Origin of the sequence: Stygiolobus azoricus (assembly GCF_009729035.1) — an archaeon.
Lineage (GTDB): Archaea > Thermoproteota > Thermoprotei_A > Sulfolobales > Sulfolobaceae > Stygiolobus > Stygiolobus azoricus.
Genome location: NZ_CP045483.1, coordinates 1,930,154 through 1,952,007, shown reverse-complemented (window position 1 = coordinate 1,952,007; position 21,854 = coordinate 1,930,154). Strand labels below are relative to the sequence as shown.

20 protein-coding genes are annotated in these 21,854 nt (G+C 38.1%); 8 read left to right on the top strand and 12 right to left on the bottom strand.

Annotation, left to right across the window (positions count from 1 at the left end; genetic code table 11):
- Positions 1 to 5 precede the first annotated feature (5 nt).
- Both D1868_RS10705 and D1868_RS10700 read right to left on the bottom strand, forming a co-directional pair.
- Positions 6 to 992: an ABC transporter permease gene (locus tag D1868_RS10705; RefSeq protein ID WP_156007862.1), complete on the bottom strand. Its 987-nt coding sequence runs from the start codon at positions 990 to 992 to the stop codon at positions 6 to 8.
- A 208-nt stretch (positions 993 to 1,200) separates the two neighbouring features.
- A complete protein-coding gene (locus tag D1868_RS10700; protein WP_156007861.1) occupies positions 1,201 to 2,493 on the bottom strand; it encodes an APC family permease in 1,293 nt (430 codons plus the stop codon).
- A gap of 853 nt (positions 2,494 to 3,346) precedes the next feature.
- Here D1868_RS10700 and D1868_RS10695 point away from each other — a divergent pair.
- Positions 3,347 to 3,958: a hypothetical protein gene (locus D1868_RS10695; RefSeq protein ID WP_156007860.1), complete on the top strand. Its 612-nt coding sequence runs from the start codon at positions 3,347 to 3,349 to the stop codon at positions 3,956 to 3,958.
- Between the two features lie 559 nt (positions 3,959 to 4,517).
- Here the strand turns inward: D1868_RS10695 and D1868_RS10690 are convergent.
- Positions 4,518 to 5,300: a metal-dependent hydrolase gene (locus D1868_RS10690; protein ID WP_231112389.1), complete on the bottom strand. Its 783-nt coding sequence runs from the start codon at positions 5,298 to 5,300 to the stop codon at positions 4,518 to 4,520.
- Positions 5,301 to 5,320: 20 nt separating this feature from the next.
- A complete protein-coding gene (locus D1868_RS10685) occupies positions 5,321 to 6,481 on the bottom strand; it encodes a cation:proton antiporter (protein WP_156007859.1) in 1,161 nt (386 codons plus the stop codon).
- A 125-nt stretch (positions 6,482 to 6,606) separates the two neighbouring features.
- On the opposite strand from D1868_RS10685, the gene D1868_RS10680 reads away from it, so the two are divergent.
- Both D1868_RS10680 and D1868_RS10675 read left to right on the top strand, forming a co-directional pair.
- Positions 6,607 to 7,857, top strand: coding sequence for an APC family permease (locus D1868_RS10680; protein WP_156007858.1), 1,251 nt, complete (start codon positions 6,607 to 6,609; stop codon positions 7,855 to 7,857).
- A 30-nt stretch (positions 7,858 to 7,887) separates the two neighbouring features.
- Entirely contained in the window at positions 7,888 to 8,766 is an 879-nt protein-coding gene (locus D1868_RS10675; protein ID WP_156007857.1) for a mechanosensitive ion channel family protein, read from the top strand.
- 32 nt (positions 8,767 to 8,798) lie between these two features.
- Here the strand turns inward: D1868_RS10675 and D1868_RS10670 are convergent, their stop codons facing one another.
- On the bottom strand, positions 8,799 to 9,764 hold the full coding sequence (locus tag D1868_RS10670; protein WP_156007856.1) for a CBS domain-containing protein: 966 nt from the start codon (positions 9,762 to 9,764) through the stop codon (positions 8,799 to 8,801).
- A 407-nt stretch (positions 9,765 to 10,171) separates the two neighbouring features.
- On the opposite strand from D1868_RS10670, the gene D1868_RS10665 reads away from it, so the two are divergent.
- Positions 10,172 to 13,102, top strand: a complete 2,931-nt coding sequence (locus D1868_RS10665) for a thermopsin (protein WP_156007855.1) — start codon at positions 10,172 to 10,174, stop codon at positions 13,100 to 13,102.
- 94 nt (positions 13,103 to 13,196) lie between these two features.
- Positions 13,197 to 14,153, top strand: a complete 957-nt coding sequence (locus tag D1868_RS10660; protein ID WP_156007854.1) for a DNA methyltransferase — start codon at positions 13,197 to 13,199, stop codon at positions 14,151 to 14,153.
- A gap of 417 nt (positions 14,154 to 14,570) precedes the next feature.
- Here D1868_RS10660 and D1868_RS10655 read toward each other — a convergent pair whose 3' ends face one another.
- The 3 genes from D1868_RS10655 to D1868_RS10645 form a co-directional block, all read right to left on the bottom strand.
- A complete protein-coding gene (locus tag D1868_RS10655; protein ID WP_156007853.1) occupies positions 14,571 to 15,206 on the bottom strand; it encodes a hypothetical protein in 636 nt (211 codons plus the stop codon).
- 83 nt (positions 15,207 to 15,289) lie between these two features.
- Positions 15,290 to 15,763 carry a hypothetical protein gene (locus D1868_RS10650; protein WP_231112388.1) on the bottom strand — a complete coding sequence of 158 codons (474 nt, stop codon included), beginning with the start codon at positions 15,761 to 15,763 and terminating at the stop codon, positions 15,290 to 15,292.
- Entirely contained in the window at positions 15,747 to 16,349 is a 603-nt protein-coding gene (locus D1868_RS10645; protein WP_156008025.1) for a molybdopterin-dependent oxidoreductase, read from the bottom strand. The genes D1868_RS10650 and D1868_RS10645 overlap by 17 nt, the downstream gene beginning before the upstream one ends.
- A 198-nt stretch (positions 16,350 to 16,547) precedes the next feature.
- Between D1868_RS10645 and D1868_RS10640 the strand changes: the two genes are divergently transcribed.
- From D1868_RS10640 to D1868_RS10630, 3 genes are all read left to right on the top strand, one after another.
- Complete coding sequence (locus D1868_RS10640; protein WP_156007852.1) at positions 16,548 to 16,823, top strand: hypothetical protein; 276 nt, start codon at positions 16,548 to 16,550, stop codon at positions 16,821 to 16,823.
- Between the two features lie 632 nt (positions 16,824 to 17,455).
- Positions 17,456 to 17,707 (top strand): VapB-type antitoxin, encoded by a 252-nt coding sequence (locus tag D1868_RS10635; RefSeq protein WP_156007851.1) that lies wholly within the window; start codon positions 17,456 to 17,458, stop codon positions 17,705 to 17,707.
- Positions 17,676 to 18,095: a type II toxin-antitoxin system VapC family toxin gene (locus D1868_RS10630; RefSeq protein WP_156007850.1), complete on the top strand. Its 420-nt coding sequence runs from the start codon at positions 17,676 to 17,678 to the stop codon at positions 18,093 to 18,095. Before D1868_RS10635 ends, D1868_RS10630 begins: the two co-directional genes overlap by 32 nt.
- A gap of 194 nt (positions 18,096 to 18,289) precedes the next feature.
- Here D1868_RS10630 and D1868_RS10625 read toward each other — a convergent pair whose 3' ends face one another.
- From D1868_RS10625 to tnpA, 4 genes are all read right to left on the bottom strand, one after another.
- Positions 18,290 to 18,838, bottom strand: coding sequence for a hypothetical protein (locus D1868_RS10625; protein WP_156007849.1), 549 nt, complete (start codon positions 18,836 to 18,838; stop codon positions 18,290 to 18,292).
- Positions 18,839 to 19,163: 325 nt separating this feature from the next.
- Positions 19,164 to 19,331, bottom strand: coding sequence for a hypothetical protein (locus D1868_RS10620; RefSeq protein ID WP_156007848.1), 168 nt, complete (start codon positions 19,329 to 19,331; stop codon positions 19,164 to 19,166).
- A 637-nt stretch (positions 19,332 to 19,968) separates the two neighbouring features.
- Positions 19,969 to 21,363: an RNA-guided endonuclease InsQ/TnpB family protein gene (locus D1868_RS10615; RefSeq protein ID WP_156007847.1), complete on the bottom strand. Its 1,395-nt coding sequence runs from the start codon at positions 21,361 to 21,363 to the stop codon at positions 19,969 to 19,971.
- Entirely contained in the window at positions 21,344 to 21,787 is a 444-nt protein-coding gene (gene tnpA, locus D1868_RS10610; RefSeq protein WP_156007846.1) for an IS200/IS605 family transposase, read from the bottom strand. Before tnpA ends, D1868_RS10615 begins: the two co-directional genes overlap by 20 nt.
- Between the last annotated feature and the right edge of the window lie 67 nt (positions 21,788 to 21,854).

The window sequence follows — 21,854 nt, the reverse complement described above, 5'->3', positions numbered from 1 at the left end:
ATCTATCACCTTAGCTTTATTCTTGGGTCTATTAAAGGATATATTAGGTCGTTTATGTAAAGGATAATTAGTGCGTATAAAGTTAGTAAGTAGAAGGATCCTACTAACAAGGGGATATTGAGCTCCAATGCAGCTACAACTCCCAAATATCCCATTCCGGGTATGCCAAAAATATACTCTATGAAGTAAATACCACCTAGGATGAATGCTAAATCTATTGCAGTCCTCGTAATTACGGGGATCAAAGCGTTCCTTCTAGCCATTCCCCTGATAATTCTCTCACTGAATCCTATAGTTCTAGCGTATTTTATGAAATCCGAATCTATGATGTCAATCATAGTGTTCCTCATGAGTATTCCCCTTACTGGGAATCCAAAAATAAAGGTCTGGATTACCCAAGGTAACCAATAGGCTTCAAGTATTGTAACTGGCTTGCTGAAATTAATCACTGAGATTGCTGATATAGGGACTATTTTAACGTAAACTGCGAAAATAACCCATAAAACGGCTAATATGAAGAAGCCCGGAATATTATACTGGATTATCAGATAGTTAGAAATAAGATGGTCAACCCAAGTGTTCCTTTTTATAGCAGCGTAGGACCCTAAAATAATAGCTAAAATTGTCTGAAATATAAAAGGCGGTACTGTAAGGAGTACGGTGTAGGGCAAAGCCCTCTCAATTTCAACTATTACATACTCGTGATGCTGAAAATCATAACCTAAGTTAAAGGTAAGTAAATTTTTCATATAATCGACGAATTGGACGTATATCGGTTTGTTAAAGCCGTACAATATGGATATCGTATTAATTATATTCTGATAAAAAGAGGCTGACTTACCAAGTTGTCCTACTGGGGCATACCATATTGCGGGATTTATTCCGAATAATTCTGGAAGGCCCTCAACTATAGCCCACATTAGGATCACTAAGGCAATCAATAGTACAAACCTATCAATGGCCCTTCTTAGAGCGTAATTTAAAAATCCCATATGTAATTTTCTTTTTTATACCTTATATAAACTTACTCAAAACGTGTCATAACAAATTTCTAACATATTGAAAATAAACAAAAATATGTCACTGATATGTATTCAACATGATAAAGAATAAAATTCTCTTTTTGGATAAAAATTGTTAAAAAGAAAGAGAACGCAACCTCTTTTTACGCTGTGGTTAACAAAGCTGATAGATTTCCAATTACTCTGAATTAAGTTTCCCGATTTTACCATGAGGGTTTAGAGTTTTACCTTTCTCTACCAAGTTTATTTCTACGTGAATTACGTGAATAATTAACCCTATTAATATTGACAAGACGCCTAATACTAGACTCTCCTCACCTAAAGCGGTCAATACGACTATAGATAATAAAATAGACAATACTTGTAACGCCGGGTAAAAAGGGGCTTTAAACGAACCCATATAACCCCTCCTCCTAGATATTATTACAGCCATAGCCGTAGTAAGATAAGAAAACACTGTCCCAAAGTTGGAGACGAGTCCAATTCCTTCAACATTACCAAGACTCAAAGACGATATCATTATTGATGCTACAATGAGAGTCGGTAAAGCTTCATTTGCAGCAAGTCTCGAGGGTATTAAGTTGTCCATAGCCATTTGCTTTAAAGTCCTCACGGTAGCAATTATTGTAGATAGGGTTACAGTAAGCGTAGCAATAATAGCAGTAGTAGAAACAGCTAAGACCACAAAAAGTGGAGCTTTAGCTTCTTGCAAAGCGAAAGTCAATGGGTTCCCTTGAGTACCGTAGACTTGCCAAGGCAGTAAGTACAACATGGAAAACACCACGAGGACATAAAGTACTGAAGTGATGAGTAAGGACAATACTATTGCCTTAGGGATGTTTTTGTCTCCGTTTTCCACGTCAGGTGTTAAAGTTGCTATGGTGTTAAACCCAGAGTAGGCGAAAAACGCTAAAGAAGAGGCGGTTAGAATTCCGTTTAAGCCATGAGGAGCTAAAGGTGTAAAGTGAGATATGTTGAACTTACTTGATGCTAACGAGAAGGTGATAAATAGAACTAAACCGCCAATGTTAATTACGACTAATATTGATTCTATCTTGGAAGCAAGTTTCAATCCTGCTAAGTAAATTCCGCTCAAAACCATAATGAGAGCTCCCGCAATTACGTATGTAAGCCTAGGTATCTGAAGGTAGCTCGCAAATCCCAACGCTGTAGCCGCTCCAGACACAGAATATGAAATCATTCTCATCCAGCCCACTAAGAAGCCCACAGTATCTCCCATGGTTAGTTTTGCAAAAGAGTAAACTCCTCCCTCAGTATCTGGATACTTTGAAGCGAGTTCTGCACTATTTAAACCAATACTCATGGCGAGTAATCCCGTAATTATAAAGGAGATTAGTGCAGCTGGTCCAGCGAGGTTTATGGTGCTACCGGCCATAACGAATATACCAGCACCAATTATATTACCTAGACCTATGGCAGTAGCCTCAAGGAGGGACAACTTTCTCTTCATGTGATAATTAAGCCGGTAAAAAGTTAAAGCATTAACTTGATGGATATACGCATATAGTAGAAAGGCTAACTAATTCTCTGATGTGGAAGGGCTAGATTTTCCTTTGAGAGAGCTCATCGTTCCCATCATCGATTCGCTCTTATATCTCTGTCTTGGTGGGCAGTAAAGAAGCTCAGAGAACAATCTAGTGAGATGACTTTCATCCATTACTTTTAGCCCGTCAAGGAAAGAGAGATTAATAGTTTTCACTTTCACAATCAAGCTGAAAAGGAGTGTTATTATTACTAATTATCTCGGCAAATGGCATCAGAATATGGGATTATAAATCCCCTTGGCAAGGCTTTTTGCCTTTAACCTTAAAGGATAGTCAACTGGATAGGTTGGAGACTAGTAAATGTTAACGTCTTTGACGGCAGAGATTCTCATGATGACTACTTATAGATTATACTCTTTTTTAATATACTACACGTTAAAATTACCTACAACACGAAAGTGTAAGACAATTTAGGTCTATGCTTTAAGAGCTTACTTAAAAATTTAGGGAAAATATATGTTGAGAGAGAAGATAATTCTTTTTGAATAGAATCCATCTTGTTAGGTAGGAAAAATTCATACAGGATTTAGTACATATGCTATATTTACCATAATGTTCTATATTGGTTTTTCTGATAGTGAGGATCAATCTCAGCTTTAACTATAGTACCTCTTAAAGAGAGAAGACAGTTTTAATAGAGGAAAAGACGGTATCTTATCTTTATTTTTTCCATTTTTCTTTAACTCTTTGAGACATAACTTTTTATGTATCTTAAATTAAGGGAAGTTTTAAATACAATTAATGTGAAATGTAATTATAATGATTGAAAGACGAGTAATGCTCACTCTTCACGCTGATGCGAAGCTTATACTTCAGGATGTGTATGACTTGAGAAACTTAAAGGAATGGTGGATGTTCCTTAAGGACATTAAGATGGAGAGTGAAGACACTTACATTGCTAAGTTCCGTGTCTTTATGCCATTTAAGTTTCACATGAGGAGGAAAATAGGACTTAACAAAGTAGTACATGAGGGAGTAATGAAGTTTCCCAAAGCTTACTTTTGTTTTACCGTAGAGGTATTTCCCAGAAGGAACGGTGACGTAGATATATCTGTAAAGGGTGAATATGCAGGACCTCTGGAGAGGCTTGCGGGAATACCGATGGAAGTTTTCTTGAGAAACTTTGCAAAGAATTTAGAGGAAAAGTATAAGGGAAGGAGCGAAGGTTTAAACGTAAGGCAGATTTTGGAATACCAGCTAGAAGCAAGTAAGGACTACGACGGAGAAATAGTGGTAATTGTTAACGAGTGCAAAGTTACGTTACGGAAAGGCAAAATAGTTAGTGCAGAGTGCGGAGATATAGTAGGAAACGAGGCGATAAAGAGGGTACTCAGCGAAGAAAAACCCAAGGTAAAAATAGAGTATACTTAGAGAGGCAAAGTGACATATCGAGAGTTTCGTTATTTTGCAGTTTAGGGTATAAAGACTGACATCTCCAGTTTGTCCCTACACTTTCATTTCAATCATTTTATGTATCAAGTGTAGGGACAAACTGCTACTGCAAGGAATATGGGAATAGCGTTGAATATCGCTGCTTTAGGTGGAGTTATAGTACCGTACTGAGCTCTTTAGACGTAAGGCTCTTAGCCACACTATTTGCTGCACTATCTATGGCAATATTATTAATCCTGAGTATAAAGGTGAAGGTAGAGGTAAAGATTAGTTAAAAATGTATAGACTTTTTTTCAGTTAAGGAAGGGATAAGTGTTCGCCTAATCAATTGGTTGAAAATAGTCATAGAGAGTAAAATTAATCATCTTTGCCCGTGACAGAAATAGAAAATTATGTGTAAGAAAGAAAATAGATTAGAAGAATAAGAGCAGATAATTATGTAAAATTTCCATACTAGTCACTATTTCTTTAAATCTCAATCTCACGTGTAATAAGCCTGCTATAAGACCTAGTGTAAACTAAATTATTACTAACTCAATTATTTGGACTTCGTAAGCCTTACTGGCATAAACAGTGATTGCCCCTGATATATGATCATCAGACCTCCTAGTGTCATACCGGATATTATTGCCAGTTTTTGATTATCTGTGACGTTTTTGAATTGTAACTTTTTCCTCCACAGCTCCCCTATACTGTAGAACAACACTAGTCCTATTGTAATAAAGGTGTACTTAAGGAAAACAGTCGAGAGGAACTGTATCCACCAGTTCAGTAAATCGTGGATCTCAAAGAGCTGAATGAATAAAAAACTAAAGTAAAATATAGTCCAATCCGCGAGTCTACTGTTCTTGAAAGGTCCGTAGACTCTCAGCCAGGGCATTTTAACAGTCTCCCTTAACCCTACATCCGCCGTCCGATTTATCAGCCTTACTGGGTCTTCCAAAAGCCACATTATCCCTCTTGAAGTTCTTACTCTCCCCTCGTAGTCCATTTTAATATCCTTTACTAACCTCCCCAGAGGGAAAAACAACTCGATTCCCCCATCTGTAGGAGAGGTCAACATGTCCAGTAACATGTGCAAAAACACGCCTAAACCGAGGTAAGGATTGAAAAGTGTAACAGCTGAAGCGAAAAACAAGTTGTGAAATAAAGCTCTGTGCAGCTGATACCTTGCAAACATTGCTCTTCTAGTAAAGATGTACTCTCTGTCTAAGTCGGGCAGGGCTGCACCAATACCTGCTAACACGGCGAGTGACAAGTCGTTGTGAAAGAGTACTAGACCTACGGCTAGAGCAAAGGCTACATGCGTGTTTAAGTTCATATGAAGAATTCTCGGAAAGGTTATTTAACTTCTTTCGACAAGTATGAGAAGAGCGAGGCTCCAAAAATAGTGGTGAAGAGAGTCATTAAAATTACGGCAAAGTAGCCATCTGTGTTGAGTACATTATATGCAAGTCCTAAAGAACCCACTACTATACCCGTCTCCCCTCTTGGTGTCATTCCTACCGAGATCAATAACGCAGACCTCTGGCTCTTTGTTTGTAAGTAGGCGAACGGAAGGACGCCTACTATTTTGAAGACCATTGCGATCACGAAGAGTTCTAGGCCGAGAATCATTCCGTTGAAAGTTATGTTCTGGATATTAAGCTGATAACCCACTGTAACAAAAAAGAGAGAGCCGAAAATTGCAAGGAGAGACTCGGAAATCCTTAGGAACTCCTCTCTTTTCTTACTCTCAGCGAGTGCAATGCCGGCAAGGAACGCCGGTACAATCGGAGAAAACCCTACAGCAGTCAAGATAAATACTAGTCCGAACAGTGATATAAACGGAAACTCCTCTACGTAATTCTCCCCTATTCTATCAGCTAGCCTGGGTAAAATCACTACAGCTAAGGCGAAAGCTAGTACCCCTATTACTATGTAAAAAACGATCGTCTTTGCAACGGACAGAAATGAAGGTTTCTCCCCCGAGATCAGGGACAGTGCCACAGTCAGTAAGAGCAAATCAACAACATCGTCAACAGCTGAGGCCACTGTAATGAAGTTCGAAATACTTCCCTCCACATTCCTCTCCTTTAATATTGATGAAACAGCTGTAATACTCGTTGCACCCACCGAAACGGCTAAAATCAACGACTGTGGATAAGGGAGAAGTGCAAGAGAGACTAGGAAAGGTACTAAAGCTCCGAAAACAGCCCCTAATATACCGTAAATTCCGGAGCTCTTTAATGTGCTCATCCCGTGTTCAAGTCCTGAAGAATAAATGAGCAGAATCATGGAGAATTCCGCTAAAAATAATAAGTAATCATTAATGGTAAACAGAGGCATGTTCAAAATCTCGTTAAAGACTTCGCCAAATCCGTAGGGACTTAATACGATCCCCGTTATGATCTCCCCCACGATGAGAGGTAAACCGTATCTCCCCATATAACTCCTCACTATCTCAGCAACAAAAATTAATATAAATATTTCTAGAAGAGCAAGTAAGTATCCCGATTCCACATTAGACTTAACGACTGAAGATAATAATAAGCCTTTTGTTATCTACATCTAGTTCGTAACGTATTCACATCACAGTCTAAGTCAGTTTTTTATTATTTGACGTAAAGAATAAACAGAGGTCTATAGTGGATAACAAGAGGTTAAACGCTTTCGAAGCTTTTTCTCTTTCCTTCGGTGGACAAGCTCCCTTTACGTCTATGATAACCTACGGAACAGTTGCCCTGCAAATGGGAGGGACTTTTCTCCCCATAGCGGCTATTATAGCCACGCTAATAGTTCTACTTAACGGTTTAGTGGTGTACAGACTCTCATCCGAATTTTCCGACGAAGGAGGTTACTTCACTTACGCTTATTTCTCTCTCACAAAGAGGTTGGGCTTGGTAACCGGATGGATATTCTTAATGTATGCTTTTACTTACGCTGGGACACTAATCGCTGGTTCTATATACATACTGAAAATTGTCATATCTCAATTACTGCCAGATGACGTGTTAAGTATACTCATAATCGCATTCTCTTCTTTTCTAATACTTAAGGGACTTAAAGTCTCCGTGAAGTACGCTGAGGTCATATCCGTAGCTGAGATAACAGCAATCGTAATTAGCTCTGTAGTACTTTTAATGAAACCTCATCACCCATTTCACCTTATGATCCCTCAAGATATCTTCCTCGTCACGTTATTTGCCATAGGAGTTCCTTCTGGTTACGGAAATATAAGTCCTATGGGAGGTGAGGTAAAAGACGCTAAAAAGACACTAGGTATTGTTACGGTTAGCGTTATTCTAACCGGTGGGTTGCTTTCAGCCTTGTTATTTTACGCGACCTCAGTATACGGGACTGATTTCGTGATGATCCTGAAGGAGAACGTAAGTTTTCTTTTTCCCTATCTCTTCTTCTCAGCATTAAATGGAGGAATATTAGGTGGGATTGCTTACGTGATCGCTATGTCGAGAGTAATTTATGCAATGGGGATCAGGAAGATGGTTCCTACTAGTTTGTCTTACTTAACAAACGGCAGACCGTTAAACGCCGAGCTAGCTTCCATAATGTTTTACTCTGTATTACTCTTCGCTCTAATTCACTTCTTGGGCGTTTATACAACTTTCGACCTACTGGGAGAATTCTCTATGCTTACTTACTTGTTAATATCAATCTCCGCTGACATATCATTGCTGAGGAGGGCTGTTAAAAGGAGTTGGGCAGATTTATCTTTATCATTTACCGCTTTCCTTGTCAGTATTATAGTCCTAGTATACTCGATAGCAGAGACAAGTTCACCCGTAATTAATTACGTATTAGCATTATTCCTTATATTTGGTTTCTTCTACTTTGAGGTCTTGGAGTTGGTTAAGCAAGCCAAGAGGAAATATGAGTAACCTTAAATTATCGTCGAAAAATTATAAGGCATGGCATTTTACAAGAAATTTCTTATAGGTTTATTTCTTGTCGTCGTCTTTTTCACCGTAAATTACGTTATGTCTTTGTTCGTATCAAATCATCAACTCCTTTTGCTGGTTAAGGTAGCTAGTGTGGTAATAAGCGGGTTATACTTCCTAATAATTATCACTGACGGCTTAAGGGATATGTTGGGGGGAAAGGGTAACGTATCGATCGTTATTCCTAATATAGTGAAGTATTTAGGTTACATCATGATTTTCGTAGTAGCTTTATCGATTTTCGGAGTGACCTCAGCTGAGGCGATTGCAGGTGGAACCTTCGCTGGTTTAGTAATAGGTCTAGCGTTACAACCCGTGTTACAGAACTTCTTCGCCGGATTACTGATCATGGGTACTGGTTACATCTCAATCGGAGATCACGTTAGAATAATGAGTACTAAAATCACCTATACACCAGTCCTCTTTCCCCAATATAAGTACTTCTCGAGGGACTTCATAGAACAAGGGATTGAAGGTGATGTGGTGGAGATAGACTTGTTCTTTTCGCGTATATTGCTAGAGAATGGTAGGGAGATTAGGATACCCAATTACATCTTGTTAGAGTCAAGTGTAATCGATTACACTTCAAAGTATAGCAAGGATTTCGTGGTCAGTATCAGGGTCGAATTTCCCCTAAATAAAGTGGACTTAGAAAGGATAGAACAACAAATAGTTGATGTTTTAAAAGGTTACGAAATCATAGAGGGACCGTTTCTGAGCGAACAAAGTGATAAGGAGCATGTGATTCTTACCCTAAAGGTAAGGGCTAACGTAAATGAGTGGAAGAAGGTTAAATCTGAAGTACTGAAACGCCTTCTGTTACTCAGAAAGAAAATTGTAGAAAGTTAAGGAGTGAAACGGTAAACAAAGTTAGTAAAAAATCATACAACTTCACTTTCAATTAAAGTCATAGTCTCCTTGACCCCTGACAGGCTAGCTATAGAGTTAAGTACTGTAGTAGCGGCAAGATCAGGATCTTCTACGTCGATAGTTACGAGTAAGTCATATGGTCCGTAAACTACTGCAACATCATATACCCTTGGCATCGCCATTAATGCTGCTACGAGTCCCCTTATCTTGCTACTTTCAGCCTTAACCAAAACATGAGCTCTAACCATACTGGCGTACGTCCTCACGAGGTCCCACTCGGTTACAATGCCCCTCAAGTTAGGGGCTTTTGGCTCTCCATCGAAGAGTAACAGAGACCCTACATTCTTCGTGGTTATTAAGTTCGCTACATCCGCAACTGTAGCATCTTCGTCAGCGTAAACTAATTGCTGTTTACCTATTAAATCTCCCAGCTTATTACTCATAGCGTTCTCGTTTAATGCTTTAAGTACGTCCCTCAGCGATACAACTCCTATGACATCAGAACCAGAGATCACTGGTATGTGGGATATCCCTAAAGAAATCATAAGTTTTGCTGCATCAGTCACAAATGAGTCATAGTTCAATGTTATCACGTTGGTACTTCCTATAGCCATTGCGGGAATGGTTACTCTGGGAATAATCTTAGCTAAGTCACGTTCTGTAACTATTCCCTGACCTTTCACAATTAGAGAGCCTATTCCGAGCCTTACCATGAGTTTTGCAGCTTCCCTGAATGACGTCTCAGGGGGTACACTAATTGCAGGTCTCGCTATATCAGAGAGTTTTTCTTCGGCCCAGTTCTGTTTGCTTAATGCCTCCTTAATCACAGTTCTAGCTGAGACAACTCCTATTATGTTCCCCGCAACTGTTACAGGTACTCTTCTTACTCCCGTAGTAATCATTAGATTTAATGCATCTTTTAGAGTTGAATTAACGTCTAATGTCTTTAAGTTTGTGGACATTATTGTCTTCAACATTTCAAATAATAGTTGTATTTCTAAGTTAAATGTATTTTATTCAAATGCTTTCTAGGATGACGTTAAATATGTTAATTATTGCTTTGCAACGAAAAATTGACTATGACAAGTAAAAATGTAATGTATAAATAAAAACACTTTTAACATAATTATAATAATAAATAATATCTCCTAAGAGCTCAGTAATAAGTTAAAGGTAATTGTAGGTATGGGGCAAACATATTTTTAAATGCTAGTCTTAGCTGTAAGTTCTTCCATTTGATTTCAGAATTTTCTTAAACCTTCAGTATTTTATTTATAATAATTTTCTTATCTTTAGTGAATATTTTTCTATTTAATTATATCTTCATGTTACACGTTATTAGGATTTTGAAAATTCTTATTAGCAAAGTATCTCAAAATATGGTGTGCTAAGGGAGTTAGTGATTATCTCGTTGTTTCTAACGTCTTTGCTTTTATACTTTAATCCTCCTTCATATAATAATCCTCCTTCATTCTTGCCTTACAACCAGTTGTTTAACGGCACGCCTATGTCAGATCTACTCAATAAATTAGGGCAGTCAGTGAGAGCTCCCATAGGTATAGCAGACTACGGTATATCACCTAACGGTCCTTTTATAAGGAATACTACACAGTTTCTCGGCATAGTGACGATTTATAACCTGACTGCTAACTCCACGGCTTCCTTTGCGCCCAACTCTGTTAGCTTTCAGCTGAATACTGTTCTCAGTTACATTTCTAATGGTAGACATTACGCTATCTGGACTCAGAACGTTATTGTCTATAATACTTTAACACATAACATATTGTTCGTAGATAACTTGTGGAATTTCACTTCATTACACGCTAACATTACATCAGTTAAGGGAGACGGAAACACGAGTGTAGCAAAAATTCACGATAATTACATTCGCTTTTATTATGACTACGCTAACACGACCGGTTCTAACACGACCGTTACACTTCCAATAAAGATAATGTTACTCACCAACGTTACTACCAATTCAAAGGGAGAGCCCGTTATCTGTTTCTGGTACAATGATGGTTTCGGATGGCAGAAATACGATGAAGTGACGATTACAAACTCACCTAACTCATCAGACGTATACTTCCTAGTCAACGGGTTTAACTTCACTGGAGCAAGGACTTATTACGATGCAGAACTAATAATCGGAGGTCCAGGGGACGGATCTTGTGCGTATATACTCAACTCTTACGTCATATTACAATTGGAGTATTGGAACGGTCATAATTTTCAAGAAGTGAGGAACACATTTAACTTTGGTAGTGATACAGGGGAAACTGCATGGGGTGCGTCGACTAAGTTTTACTATACTTTCTCTGGTCAACCAGCCGTTCTGTTAGTTTCCGGTCAACAAGTCCTTTCCCAGATTTGGGATGAAAACCAAGTATCCACGTTGTCAATCAGGACTGACGTTACTTCGGGCAATATTACGGTCTATCTACTGTCTAATCAAAGCCTCGATTCCTACAAACAATCGATACCATTTGTAGGCGGAGAAGTAGTATTAACCTTAGTAAAAGGCTTTTATGGAGTTCTGGTCTATAACTCTTCGGATGATTTAGTGGGAGAAGCCAATGTTAAGGTAAACGACACAAACGTTTATGTAGTTACAATTCCCTTTAACATGATCAGTGAAAATGAGGTGACTACCAGTAACTACCTTGTAGCGGATGAGGTTCAATTTAAGATTACAGCAGATGGTTACGTTAACGTCAGTTTTGGAGGGAACGTGAGTTTTCTATCTCCCAAGATGCAGTCCATCTTCGTCAACGGTTCTACACTCCTAACCATCACATTCTCGGCCTATAATTTTACCCCTGGTATATACGCGATAATCATTAACGCTTCTATCCTTCCCGGTGTGTATAAAGTACATACGATTAAGGTAATAGTGTTGTCTAACATATACCCGCTCTTCATAACCTACAAAACTTTAGGTAGTAATACTACCATCCACGTTGTCCTATACTTTCCTAACAATAACTATGAGAACTTAACATTACCTATTAAACTACTTGTCCCTAAGGGGACTGAGTACGAAGTTCAGGGAGTAGTCACATACGGAGATGTAAGGTGGATTACCTTAAATTCAACCCGAGGCATTGTTAACTTCACCACGTATTTGACTTTAGTATATTATCAGCAATTTCTCGTGAACTTCTCGTACATGGTAAAGGGGAACCAAGGTGGTGGTGAGCCTAACATAACTTACTATTACGCTGGTCATTTAAACCAATCAACCCCGGGAGTAAGGTGGGTAGACTCTTTCTCTCACTATTCATATTCTCAACTCCTGCCCGGCTCAGAAAAGGAGGAGAGGTGGTTAGCATACAATTACTCGGGCATAGTGAGTTCTCCAGGGGTCATTCTAGTCATTTATTATCAGCAATTTTACATCAATGTTAGCCCCTTACCTTTCTCACCAATAGCCTTAATAGACGGTAAGAATGTTAGCCTGAGTTCGACATGGCTAAATTACTCTACCACAGTCACTGTTGAAAACTTGTCTTATTATGCAAACTCTGGAGAAAGATACTTAATACTCTCCGTATATCCTTCATCGAACTTCACAGTTAACTCTCCTCTAAATGTCACTATAAAATACGTTACGCAGTTTTATGTAAAAGTTGTTAGCCCAATACCATTATTTGCTTTAGTCAACGGTAGCAACGTGAGTTTCACCTCAGGGTGGTACAATTATGGTGATGTTGTTCACATAGAGAACTTAACTTACTACTTAAACTATCTTGAAAGAGAAGTACCCGTAACGATATTACCCAGTAATTTAGTAATAAACTCTTCGAAAGTTGTTACCGTAGTTACGGTGACCCAGTACTTCGTTCTATTGAATTCACCGGTTCCAGTCACATTATCAGTCAACGGTAGTAAAATATATGCACTAGGAGGGGTCTGGTTAAACGCCGGTTCCAGAGTCGAGGTAGTTAGCTCCACATTCTATTACTCACCTACAGAGAGGTTCGTAGTAGTACACGCAAGTCCAGAGAATTTTACCGTCAATACTTCAACGGATGTGAATGTAAACGTTATTAAGGAGTACCTAGTGAGGATCAACAACTTTACCGAGTGGTTGCCTGAGGGTTATAAATTAAAACTTAATGCTACTTTACCGTTTTATGAGATCGGAGAATTTACGGGTAATTACACTGTCCCTGCTAATGTTGAGATAACAGTCAATGGGTCTATAACTGAGAAACTTATCACAAAGGTTAATTTCGCACTGTTCGGTAGACTGGTCGGATTGGTAATATTTCCGATCTTAATAGTAATCTTGGCGAAGAAAAGGAGGTTGTAGAGCTGCTTTGCTTGAACAAGGAAATACCTTACGTATAGTTTCTCCTCGGTTTTCAGACGACTAATATAAAAATCTCCCCTCTACACATCTTCTTGTGAAAAAAGTCACATTCGACGACTACCTCAAATTCCTTAATTCACATGACAAAGTCAAGTTTGGAGAAAATGCCATACATTTAGACCCTATTAAGGTGGATAGGCTAAAGCCTGAAGAAGATGAACTCACAAACATCTCTACTACAGTCTGGAGTTTCCCGAAAAGGGGTAGTTGGGCTACTCATAAAGGTGACTATCGAGGGAATTTCGCTCCCCAAATACCTAGAGCAGTAATTTTGAAGTATACCGACGTTGGCGATACAGTCCTGGATTCAATGGCAGGTAGTGGTACTACGTGTATAGAGGCTAAGCTCTTGGGTAGGAACTGTATCTCTGTAGACGTAAATATAAACGCAGTAATGTTAACGTTACATAGGCTTTACTGGCTCGAAAAGTACTTGGAGGAATGCAAGGACTCTCTGGAAGGAGTTAGTTGTGAGGACATAAGGAAGGCTAAGGTTGACGTCTATATAGGAGATGCTAGAAAACTAACTGAACTGCGTGACGAGAGTGTTGAGTTAGTAGTTACTCACCCCCCTTACTTTAACATAATAGATTACACTAGCGGGAATGAAGGGGACTTGTCTTCATATACAAGCCTCGAGGACTACCTTTTAGCTCTAAAAGAGATAGGAAAGGAGGTATATAGAGTGTTGAAAAGGGAAAAACAGTTTGCCATACTTTTGGGAGACACTAGGATTAAGAAACATTACGTGCCGATAACGTCTTATGCCTTAATAACTCTCCTTCAAGTAGGCTTCGTATTAAGGGAGGAAGTGATTAAAATACAGCATAATATGAAGACAACAAGAGAAGTATGGAGTAAAGGTAAAAGGGACTTTCTGTTGATATATCACGAGAAATTATATATCTTCGATAAGACTGAAGAAGTAAGGAAATATAAGTACAGTTCGGGCGAGATGGTAAGAGCACTTTACCAGATGGAAAAGCAATAAGACATTGTTTAGTTGATCTTCTGAATTCTGAAGAATCTCTAAGATACATGCTACATATGGATAAATCAAGGCTTATGGGTTCTGACACGTTGAAAGAATTTCTAGTATAAGAAATTAGATATTAACAATGTTAGGAAAAAATTTAGCTAGGTCATTATGGCTGAAACTAATTATTCGCTATGCTCCTCTTCTGTAAAACATCTAAAGATCGATATTAGTGACAAAGGTTTATTCGTATTTCCAAGCTGAAAATCTCAATGTAATGTTTGGTTAATGGTTGTTTGGTGTTGCCATATATTGTTTGAAGCCCCTATAGGATAAGGTGAACATAACGATTATCAGAGCGAGGAATAGGAATTTGTCCTCTTCATTAGGAGCAATTAATCTATTAAAATTAAAATAAAGTATATTAATTAACTAGACTAAAATACTAGTCAAGTTATCGTAGACCTTTATTAACATGCTTAAAATACTGTCAAGCTTATTTTTCATTTTAACCACCCACACGTGCTTAACTAAATATGGTCTTGGGGTGTTGTTTTTCATCTCTAATATTTTTTCATAAAATTTTCTTACAGTGAATATTATAATAGATAGGAATGTCTCTACTATTTCTCTCAGAATATTACCTGAGATGTTTTTATCGTCAACGTTTGACATTTTAGCTCTTAACATTTTGAGGTTCATAATCAAGTCACTGTAAGCATCTATAAGTGCCATTAAATATGGATTATTTTTATCCTTTTCTGATCTCTTCATTTCCTCCAATTTCATATTCATGATACTCACAATCGAATCATTTAGTTTCATCTTCACCTTTTCAAAAGAACTTACTACCTTTAGCCTGAACGCGTAATCATTAAAATTACTCTTATCTAACTTAATTAGGAAGCTCCAATAATTCTCTACCATTTTCCTGAGTAAGTTAGAATGATTCCTCGATATATTTAGAGTAACTTCAAGATCAGTTATCCTCTGTCTGAACTCACTCTTAGTGACACTAATATTAAAACCTTTGAAGGTAAGCTCACCAAAAGAGAAATTGAATATCATAAGCATTAATTCTCAAGAATATTAATAAGTATTAGGAGTGAAAGTAGTGGAATATAAATCCAAACTATACTATAAAAGTAGCGCTATAAAAGTAGTGCATACATGTAGATTGCTAAAGCATATAACGTGATCATTATCGCCGGTATTACGAGTTCGAAAATTAATACATTTTTTACTCCTCTCCTCAATAACATTGAGCCTAAGCCAGAGGCGGAATGAAGGATAAAGAAGAACGTCAAAGGTCCTATAAGGAGTATGTGGAACTGCAAACTGTTACCCCTATTTAGCAGACCGAAAGTCAAATCAGAGACCAAAGTAGAGGTCTGAGGACCGGCCCCGAAACCTGTTATACCCTCCAGAAGTGCTAGCACTAGCAGGAACCAAGCTGTTAACCTCTGAAATGACGGGGTGTAGATAGAGTCTTTGAGGTTAGGATTAAAAGCCTTTCTTGATGCCGCTATCATCACGAGTCCGGGTAGAGCTAAGGGGAGGAAATAAGGTGCTGCAGACGTTATCAGCGTTCCCAATAATAGCGTTAATTTACTTCCTCGCAACATCTGGATACCCCCTTGACTCCCAATAACCAAGGTAGTCCTTATCTGTAACATGAATTCTCACTAACCATTTGGTGTAGCAGTATCCCCACCAACGTGGTACAACCATTCTTACCGGGTAGCCGTGAAGTTCCGGCAGTGGTTTCCCGTCTACCATGTATGCTACAATGGTATCATCTTCCATTGCCTTGTATAAAGGTAAGTCTGCTGTATACCCGTCAGCTCCGAAAGTTACTACTTTAATTGCATTAGGCTTAACACCAGCTTTATTTAGAATATACTTTAGTGGAACTCCAGTCCATTCCACATTAGCTTTTAAGAAATAAGAGTCAGAAACACATTGTATAGTATCTTTTATGGAAATTGATGGCATATTAATTAGATCCTCATATGTTAATTGTAAAGGATTTTCAACTTGTCCGTCTACGGTTAGAACATAATTAGATATGGATAATTTAGGAGTGTAGTAACTATACTGCACCACATACCACGCTGAGAATGGAGTTAAGGATTTGTTCGTATGAGAAATTAAAATATCACTTGTCCCTAATTTCCATATAGCTATTAACGAAGTAGCAGCTAACATCATTTTAAGGAAAGTTCTTCTACTCGATATCGAAGGCACAAGTCATTAGATCTCATAATCCCAAAAAGCTTTTACCAAAATTTATGATGTAAACCAAACGTAGGGCTTAATGAGAGAATTAATAATTTGAAAGATCTATATAGTTAGAAAATTTGGGAAAATTAATATAAATTATTTTTAGATTTGAGAAGATTGAGTCATATGAAACTAAGTAAACCAATACTAGGAGCTATAGGAGGCGTAATAGCAGTAGCAATAATTGCCGTAGTTATTTTTGCATTGGTTCATCCAAGTGCTAGTAGTGGATCGATGAATAGCAATACGATGATGAATAGTATGTCAAATACCAGTTCAATGAGTGGTAGTATGGGAGGCAATGGAATGAGTAGCTCAACTAGTAGTTATTCAGGGATGTCATCTAGTTCCTCAACATCATCCTCTTCCTCGTCCTCAGGCGGTAATATGTGGGGAGGTTGATATGGATATTGTTTATCGATGCTAAGATAAATATCAATTTTTTAATTAATACCAATTAGTTATACAATATATAATATTTTTATTTACGTATCACCTTTAGAACTTCTTTTGACTTTAGTCGCTCCACTTGACACTTAGCACTAGTGGGCTTCCTCCCTCACCTCTTAAAAGCATAAACCTAGGATACATTAATGCAACTAAAAGCATTGCTACGCCAGAAAGGGAAACAGGGATTCATGTTTTAGATAATACGGTTCTAGGGAAATGCTCAAAATGACTGATAAGGGAAATCTTCCTCCCAAATGCTCCTTACAAGGCAAACCTCGCATTAGTTACAAGTTCTTCCCTTACTGTTTATACTGCAAACTTAATTCCTCAGAATTAATGAAGATGAAACTCCATTAGATCACGGGGCTGACGTAATTATCAGAGAACTAATAGAGGTTGTATTACTTAGAATAGTTAATGAAATTGAGAAGTAAAATAGTCTTATATGTTCATCGTGATAATTATATCTTTCACCCTAACGCTCTTTAGCTTTCGATTTTCCCGCTCATATATGATTTGACCTCTTTATTACCGATTGGACGAACTGGTAAATCTTATATACTTTGTAACAAAGTAACAAAGTGATGTCTGAAACAATTAGAGTTTCTAAAGAGGTAAAAAGAGAGTTAATCAAAATCATGGGCGAATTACAAATAGAGAGAGGAGAAAAAGTTGACTTTAATGACGTAATAGAATTCTTACTTTCTCTTTATAGAAAGAAGAACCCAGAGGTTTTAAGGAGTTTAGTAGGAATCTTACCTAGCCTTTCTGCGGAAGAGCTTGAAGAAGAGAGGAGAAAGGAAATTGAGCTTGAGAAAGAGAAGTATGGTATTTGATTCCGGAGTAATCATTGATATACTGTCAGGAAGCGATAAAGGCAAAAAATTGGAAAAATATATTGAGGACAACTTAGACGAAGTAATAATAAACGAATTAAACGTTGAGGAGATAAAATACGTAATCTGTAGGAAAAGCGACGAAAAGAAAGCTGAAGAAGTTGAAAATATGCTCAAAAATTCTGGTTATTTTACAATATTTCCGTTCTCCAGAGTAAGAGGAGAAGTTTATAAAATAAAGTGCAAATATTCTATCTCTTTGGCTGATGCAAGCAGTATTGCGACAGCTAAAGTACTCGGTTTATCAGCCTTATTTAGAAGGGAGAAAGAGATTGAACCCTTTAAGGCAGAACTAAATGTAATTTTTATTGATGAAATAATTAGATAAGAAGGTAACAGTTCAATGGGTTTGACGAGCGGTAGCATTGGATGACTCAAAGTAGTTCTTCAAATGTTATCTAGCTCCTCGATAGGTTTTTGGTGGATAGATAATCAATTAACGCCAAATAAATATTCTAGTAGTTATTCAGCACTTTATTGCCATTACTTGAATGTTTTCCCAATATTAAGAAAACTACTCATCTAGTCTCCTACATACTTCGGCGGGACAAGAAATATCATTAGGAAAATGATAATACCGCTAATAAACGTCGCAATAGCCTCATAGAATAAATATCCTGATGCCCCAGTAATAACGTAATATTCACCAAAAGCAAATAAGAACGCTGATAATATCGACACTATTTTCTTTACTCCCTTTAAGATGACGAGTGTAGAAATTGCATAAATAAACAAGCTAAAGTACAAAAACACGACAGAGGGGATGATAAGAGTGTTATAAAAGACTGAATAATTAACGTTACCTATTAGAGATAAAGGAATTATTGCAAAGTTGAGTAGGAAAAATGATTTTCTACTTATAAACGGTCTGACTAAGTTGTTTATTGCAGTTAATTCAGCTAAGATTAAGCCGTAGTTACCGAATACACTGGCTAACACTACGTAAGAAGGAGCGACTAAGTAGGTACCATATATTATGATTATAGAAGAAATCAAGAAGGCCAGTAAAATAAAGGAGGAATCCTTGGACTTATCACCTCTAACAAACGTAGATAGAGTTATGCACACCAATAACAAAGAGGAAGAAAGGATGGAATTGTAGGTGACAAATGTTCAATCCTTATCTTTAAACTAAAGGGCAAAGAGAATGCTATTTGGGCAAAGTAAATAAATGGAAAAGCGTACAACGGGTTAATGAACACCTCGAGTAAAAAGATTGATACATTAAGATAGATAGAACTAATGGGGTTAATCCATCTAAATTTAACACGTAATAAGGTATATATAGGATTGTATACAGAACATATAGATAGTAGCTGATAAACCACGTGATCAAAAATAATCTTGAAGGAGCCACACCCAGTCTTTTAGTATAAGAGTAAAGCCCTTGTTCTGTTCATTCCTCCTTAACTGAGAAATAAGTCATTAGCACTACTGAAGAAGCTATTACTAGTGAAAATAGGGCCAGCGAGATAGATAAATTAAGTGTGGCTAATATACCTGGTGCCGTGGTAGAACCTATGAAGGTGAACAGTGCAAATCTTTTAATCTTATCCCTCTCCATTATCATGTTTTTACAAGTGATTATAAAAAATAAGCATTTACCAGAATTTAAGATGCTTAAAAAAATAAGGTGTGTTAAATAATATCTATAATAACGGCGTAATAAAATTAAATAATTTAGTTTCAAATCATCTTTGTATCACATTAGGTTAAAGGTCATTAATTAAAAAGAGTCTTATATATCAAACGTTAGTTTTATAGATTTAGAGTACAAATTTATTTTTTGTTTCTAGATTCTAAAACTACAAAGGTACTGAGTATAAATTCTCAAGTAAGATCACCTTGCGTATGACTTCGTCTATGAAATTGCGTTAATAATGTAGAGGCTAACCCTATCTTCAATTTGAATTAGCTATATTTTTCCTTACTCCATTGAATGATGTTTTACGATTTTCCCTTAAATTTTCTTTCCGATAGCCATTACCTCTTATTGATTATTTGTCTCAAAAATCATTTAAAAAGGAAAGTTTAAAAAATTCTGATATTATTTGTCTTTAAGTTATTTTTGACTCTATATTATTTTTCTCGCCTACCAGATACAAAAACGTAAAACTGATTAAAGGTTCTACTAAGTTAAGGTAACTGGATAATCTCAAATTCATAAGAAGAGAAAATATAATAGCTCAGTGTATATCTTCTCAGAAGCGGAGTTGCTTGTGATGATAAATTGATTCTACAAACTGACCTCCTCCCCGCCTTAAAGGGCGGGAGTTCCCGCCAGAGCGGGGAGGTTTGGAGCCACATTTTTTTGATTCAGCCTCGGGCTGGGTCTTCAACCCATTACCCCTATCCCTTTTGCGGGGACTCGGGGTTATGGAGATTCCCCTCGCGAGTATATTGTATGCTGCTGTCAAGTCGGCATTGAACACTTTGCCCAGTTTTGTGCACTTGAATAGTCCTCTCAAAATCCTTTTTCCACAGTCTCTGCCATGTAGAGGACATGTTGAGGAGGTATATGACTCGGGTATGAATCGTATTTCTATGCCCTCCTCTTCGGCAACTTCTTTGAGCCTCTTCAGGGTGTATCCATACATCCATATCCTCTCAGTGAACTCATTACCTTCTCTGTGGACAATATCATGCGGAAGCCCAACTAAAACAGTGCCTATTCCGTGTTCTCTCAACCATCTATACAGTTTCCTGATCTGGCGGTCTATGTAGTTTTTCATCTGCATCTTCGCCTTTCTATGCATCAATCTAAATCTTCTGCTTGTTCTGAGTCCGCTCAGCAAGGATTGGAGCATGGATATCTTGTGCTTCCAGTAGAACCAGATCGACTTGAGAGGTCTGCCGTTGAAAAGAGCACTAACATGCCTCCCATCAGAGGTTATGCTATAGACTGCGAAGAGGTTGTTAACTCCAAGATCAATGCCAGCGATACCAGAGCCTGGGAGAGGCAGAGGAACTGTTCTCCAGCCATCGCTATATAGCTTTTCTGTGCCGTAGAACTGCATATACGCATACCACTTCTTTCCATCGATATCATACCTCAACATCAGCTCTCCTCTCTCGCCACTCCAGTGAACCCCTCCCTTAATTTTCAATACTGCTCTCAGCCCAAACGCCGGCACACCCTTGATGATGATCGTATCGCCGCTCAACTCCCACTGTCTAGACTTCAGCCTTATGAATGGTATTCTCCTTTTGCCACTCTTACTATAGCCTGGCGGGTTGACCTCAAACCAACTCGGTAACACCTCTTTTTCCTTAAGCAGCATAAAAAACGCTCTCCAGTTATCATCGCTCAAGTTAAGCACTGCCTGCAAAGTGTCCGAACCGAGGAGGCAATGCCCATCGGCGGTCTTGTACTCATCTGCATATTTCCTATATACCTCGTTATATGTTTGCCTCATCGCCTCTGGCGTCAATTTCTTGTCGAAGAACAGCCTCCTCCGCATGTAGTTTATCTCATTATAAGCCATTGCGAGTATGTTTGCGATAGAGAGCAGAACGTCATGAATCCGTTTATCTACAATAATCTCAACTATTACAGTCCTCTTCAAACCCTTCTTGTTAGTTCTCTTCCTCGGCATTGTCGTCACCTCTCTTTCTCTGCTGTTCTATGTATCTCTGTATCATCTCCTTGCTTACATGTCCAACCGTTGAGACGAAGTACTCCCTAGTCCATAGCTTGCCATCACCAACTCTACTCCTCAGCTCCGGAAACTCTTGCATTAGTAGTCTCGCTGATTTACCCTTAATGTGCTTAATTATCTCTGCGGGGGCGAGGCGGGGAGGGCAAACAACAAACAGATGAACATGATCAGACGTAACTTGTAGTGCTTTAACTGAGCAACCTAAGTCCAGTTCTGCTATTTGGACTATTAGCTCCTTTAGTCTCTCAGCGACTGAACCTACTAAGATATTCTTTCGATACCTGGGAATCCATACGAAGTGGTACCCGCAGTAGTACTTTGCATACCTCGTGCTGTAGTATTCGTCTGAAGCCCTCTCCAACCTCGCCCCCCGTACAGTCTAGGGAGTTCAAACTTATAAGTGTTTTATGTCCTTCCTCCCTTAACGG

What these genes read in the sequence shown, in the direction of transcription:
- D1868_RS10690 (WP_231112389.1), bottom strand. Translation starts at nt 5,300, where the DNA reads ATGAACTTAAACACGCATGTAGCCTTTGCTCTAGCCGTAGGTCTAGTA.
- D1868_RS10645 (WP_156008025.1), bottom strand. Translation starts at nt 16,349, where the DNA reads ATGATGTTAGCTGCTACTTCGTTAATAGCTATATGGAAATTAGGGACA.
- D1868_RS10640 (WP_156007852.1), top strand. Translation starts at nt 16,548, where the DNA reads ATGAAACTAAGTAAACCAATACTAGGAGCTATAGGAGGCGTAATAGCA.
- D1868_RS10700 (WP_156007861.1), bottom strand. Translation starts at nt 2,493, where the DNA reads ATGAAGAGAAAGTTGTCCCTCCTTGAGGCTACTGCCATAGGTCTAGGT.
- D1868_RS10635 (WP_156007851.1), top strand. Translation starts at nt 17,456, where the DNA reads ATGTCTGAAACAATTAGAGTTTCTAAAGAGGTAAAAAGAGAGTTAATC.
- D1868_RS10655 (WP_156007853.1), bottom strand. Translation starts at nt 15,206, where the DNA reads ATGATATTCAATTTCTCTTTTGGTGAGCTTACCTTCAAAGGTTTTAAT.
- D1868_RS10695 (WP_156007860.1), top strand. Translation starts at nt 3,347, where the DNA reads ATGATTGAAAGACGAGTAATGCTCACTCTTCACGCTGATGCGAAGCTT.
- D1868_RS10615 (WP_156007847.1), bottom strand. Translation starts at nt 21,363, where the DNA reads ATGCCGAGGAAGAGAACTAACAAGAAGGGTTTGAAGAGGACTGTAATA.
- D1868_RS10705 (WP_156007862.1), bottom strand. Translation starts at nt 992, where the DNA reads ATGGGATTTTTAAATTACGCTCTAAGAAGGGCCATTGATAGGTTTGTA.
- D1868_RS10620 (WP_156007848.1), bottom strand. Translation starts at nt 19,331, where the DNA reads ATGGAGAGGGATAAGATTAAAAGATTTGCACTGTTCACCTTCATAGGT.
- D1868_RS10650 (WP_231112388.1), bottom strand. Translation starts at nt 15,763, where the DNA reads ATGTTGCGAGGAAGTAAATTAACGCTATTATTGGGAACGCTGATAACG.
- D1868_RS10675 (WP_156007857.1), top strand. Translation starts at nt 7,888, where the DNA reads ATGGCATTTTACAAGAAATTTCTTATAGGTTTATTTCTTGTCGTCGTC.
- D1868_RS10670 (WP_156007856.1), bottom strand. Translation starts at nt 9,764, where the DNA reads ATGTTGAAGACAATAATGTCCACAAACTTAAAGACATTAGACGTTAAT.